This is a genomic window from Azospirillum mesophilum (assembly GCF_053470405.2).
Map to the genome: position 1 here is coordinate 1 of NZ_JBPXMQ020000092.1, position 3531 is coordinate 3531.

The following is a 3531-nucleotide window of genomic DNA, read 5'->3' on the forward strand; positions in this document are numbered from 1 at the left end:
CGCCGGTCTCGGCCAGCACCTTCGTGATCGCCGCGGTCAGCGACGTCTTGCCGTGGTCGACGTGGCCGATCGTGCCAATGTTGCAGTGCGGCTTGTTCCGCTCAAACTTTGCCTTCGCCATCGCTTTGGTCTTTCGTTCCCGACGTTCCGGACGCACACAATGGCCCGGCCGAGATCGTCATTGCCCTAAGCGCGCGGGATTGGAGCGGGTGAGGGGAATCGAACCCCCGTCGTAAGCTTGGAAGGCTTCTGCTCTACCATTGAGCTACACCCGCCTGCCGAGCCCCGCCCGGCGCCATCGACCGGGAAATGCGATCACGGACAAGCCGTGGAATGTAGTGGTGGAAGGGGCTGGATTCGAACCAGCGTACGCGTACGCGGGCAGATTTACAGTCTGCTGCCTTTAACCACTCGGCCACCCTTCCTCAGGCCGCTGCGGGACGTGCCCGCCGCGGAGTTCGGCACTATGAGAATTTTTCGGGCCTTGTCAACACGTCTGAAGCAGTCCAAACCAGAAAACTGTGAATAACCCCGGCGGGGTCGAATTTCACCCGTACCCCGCCCCCTTCCGCCGGACATCATGACCCGCCACAAGAAGCCCTCCCCTCCCCCCGGCCGCCCCGATGGCCGTCCCGAGTCCTCCGGCCGCGAGGGCCGGCGCGAGCGCTCCGGCGGCGGGCGCGGCGCCCAGGGCGCGCTGCTCTACGGCCTGCACCCCGTCGCGGCGGCCCTGCTGAACCCGGAACGCCGGGTCCACCGCCTGCTGGTCACGGAGAACGCCCGCGCGGCCCTGGAGCCGGTGCTGGCGCAGGCCAAGGCGCGGGGACTCGACCGCCCCGGCGCCTTGCCGGTGGAGCGGCACGATCTCGACCGGATGCTGCCGCCGGGCGCGGTGCACCAGGGCGTCGCGCTGGACGTCGGCCCGCTGGAGGAGGTCGGGGTCGAAGACATCTGCGCGGAGGCCGACTCCGACCCCAACGCGCTCATCGTGGTGCTGGACCAGGTGACCGACCCGCACAATGTGGGCGCGATCCTGCGCTCCGCCTCGGCCTTCGGGGCCAAGGCGGTGGTGGTGACGGAGCGTCACGCGCCGGAGACCACCGGCGTGCTCGCCAAGAGCGCGTCGGGCGCGCTGGAGGCGGTGCCGCTGGTGCGCGTCACCAACCTCGCCCGCGCGCTCGGCGACCTCCAGCAGGCCGGCTTCTGGACCGTGGGGCTCGCCGAGTCGGGCTCGCAGACGCTGGCGCAGTGCAACCTGACCGGCCGCACCGCGCTGGTCCTGGGTGCGGAGGGCGCCGGGCTGCGCCGCCTGACCATGGAACGCTGTGACGTCATCGCCCGGCTGCCGACCCAGGGTCCGGTCGGCAGCCTGAACGTCTCCAACGCCGCGGCCGTCGCCCTCTACGAGGTCGCGCGGCTTCGCTAAGCGCTACTTGCCCAGCTTGATCGCGTATTTGGCGAAGCCGTCCTTCGCGTCGCCGGCCGGGGTGATCCGGCCGTCGGCGGGCAGGACGTCCTTCGCCTTGGGCGACGACTCGAAGGTCACCAGCGGGTCGCCGTCCAGGGTGGCGAATCGCCAGTTGCCGTCCGACGACGGGTTGATCGTCTTCTGGTCGTAGATGTAGGAGGTCAGCGCGGTGCGGTTTTCGTCCGGCGCCTCGACCGCGATGGTCTTGCCGTCCAGGCCGGGGAACTTGCCCCCGCCGCCCGCGCGGTAGTTGTTGGTCGCCACCAGGAATTTCTGCGCGCCGTCGATGGGCTTGCCCTGGTAGGACAGGTTCCGGATGCGGTGCGACTCGGGATTCACGACCTTCCCGTCCATGTCGTAGCGCCAGGGCTGGCCGAGGTCGATCTCGTAGGTCACGCCGTCGATGACGTCGAAGTTGAAGGAGGGGAAGGCGGCGTTCAGCAACGGCTGCTCCTCCGTCTTCTTCGGGTCGATGGTGTTGAACATGCCGGCCGACATCTCCAGCCACTCCCGCACCTGATCGCCGGTCACCACGACCGCGCGCAGCGTGTTGGGGTAGAGGTAGAGGTCGGCGGCGTTGCGGATGGCGATGGGGCCTGGAGGCACGTCGGTGTAATACTCCGCCCCGTTGCGCCCGCCGGCCTTGAAGGGCGCGCCGGCCGACAGGACGGGCAGCGACTCCAGATCCGTCCCCTTCACCAGCCGCTTCAGGTACCAGCTCTGCGCGTTGGTCACGATCTGTATCGACGGGTCGTCCTGCACCAGCGCGAAGTAGCTGTGGATGCGGGCGGTCGTCTCGCCGACCGGCTTGCGGACGTAGGCGAGCGTCTCCTCATGGACGGCCTTCACCGCCTGCTCCACCGCCGGGTCCGAGTCGACCAGCGGCACGCGCTGCTTGTCCTTCAACTCGTAGATGGCGCGGGTGTGGCTGTGGCTGTCGGCGACCGTCCAGGCCCCGCCGTCCTTCACCAGCGTCAGGTCGACGACGCCCAGATGGCTGCCCCAGAAGCCGGGCATGACCACCGGCTTGCCGTTGATGGTTCCCTTGTCGATGTCGGCGCCCGGCAGCCGGGCGAAGTCCGGACCGGGGAAGACGCGGTGCTGGTGGCCGGTCAGGACGGCGTCCAGCCCCTCCACCTGCGTCAGGTAATAACCGGCGTTCTCCTCCCCGCCCTGCCGGGGCTCGGCCGAGATGCCGGTGTGGGCCAGCGCCACGACGAGGTCGGCCCCCTTGGCGCGGATCTGCGGAACCAGCTCGCGGGCGGTGTCCACGATGTCGTGGGTGACCACCTTGCCCTGAAGATAAGCCTTGTCCCAGTTCACGATCTGCGGCGGGGCGAAGCCGATGACGCCGACCTTCAGCGCCTGCTCCTTCCCGGCCTCGTCGGTGACCTTTGTCTCGACGATGCGGTACTGGTCGAAATAGGGCTTGTCGTTGGACGGGTCCTGGTCGCCGTCGGCGTGGAAGACGTTGGCGGAGACGATGGGGAACGTCACCCCGCCCAGCACGGTCTGCAGATAGTCCAGCCCATAATTGAACTCGTGGTTGCCCACTGTGCCGGCGGTGTAGCCGAGCTGGTTCAGCGCCGCGTAGGCGGGATGCACGTCGCCCGGCTTCAGCCCCGTCTCGCGCGCCACGTAATCGCCCAGCGGGTTGCCCTGGATCAGGTCTCCGTTGTCGAACAGCAGCGTGTTCGGCGCCTCCGCCCGCGCCTTGCGGATCAGCGTGGCGGTGCGGGCGAAGCCCTGGGTCACGTCCTCCTTGTCGCTGTAGTAGTTGTACGGGAGAAGCGCGACGTGCAGGTCGGTCGTTTCCAGGATGCGCAGCTTCACCGTGCTTTCGGCGGCCAGCGCCGGCGCGGTGAGCGCCGTCGACAAGGCAAGCGCCAGCGCGTACAGGGCGGATGTGGGCTTCATGTCGTCTCCCCCTATTGGGTTTATGATTCTCCGGACGCTCGTCGGGTTAGGGCGTGTCGTCAGTTAGGGGATTCCCAGCGGGCGGAATGCGTGATTCATAGAGCGTCGGCTGACGGGAGGGCCGACCGATGCGACGCTATGCTTTG

3 protein-coding genes and 2 tRNA genes are annotated in these 3531 nt (G+C 68.2%); 1 reads left to right on the plus strand and 4 read right to left on the minus strand.

Annotated elements, in window-relative coordinates:
- From ACSVC7_RS32445 to ACSVC7_RS32455, 3 genes are all read right to left on the minus strand, one after another.
- Positions 1–121, minus strand: a 121-nt coding sequence (locus tag ACSVC7_RS32445; RefSeq protein ID WP_483509101.1) for a GTP-binding protein, incomplete at its 3' end; no start/stop codon positions are given.
- Positions 122–201: 80 nt separating this feature from the next.
- A tRNA-Gly gene (locus ACSVC7_RS32450) sits at positions 202–275 on the minus strand.
- A 64-nt stretch (positions 276–339) separates the two neighbouring features.
- Positions 340–425 (minus strand) — tRNA-Tyr (locus ACSVC7_RS32455).
- A 155-nt stretch (positions 426–580) separates the two neighbouring features.
- Here ACSVC7_RS32455 and rlmB point away from each other — a divergent pair.
- On the plus strand, positions 581–1426 hold the full coding sequence (rlmB, locus tag ACSVC7_RS32460) for a 23S rRNA (guanosine(2251)-2'-O)-methyltransferase RlmB (protein WP_448208725.1): 846 nt from the start codon (positions 581–583) through the stop codon (positions 1424–1426).
- Positions 1427–1429: 3 nt separating this feature from the next.
- On the opposite strand, the gene ACSVC7_RS32465 is transcribed toward rlmB, so the two are convergent.
- Positions 1430–3385: a bifunctional 2',3'-cyclic-nucleotide 2'-phosphodiesterase/3'-nucleotidase gene (locus ACSVC7_RS32465; protein WP_448208726.1), complete on the minus strand. Its 1956-nt coding sequence runs from the start codon at positions 3383–3385 to the stop codon at positions 1430–1432.
- Between the last annotated feature and the right edge of the window lie 146 nt (positions 3386–3531).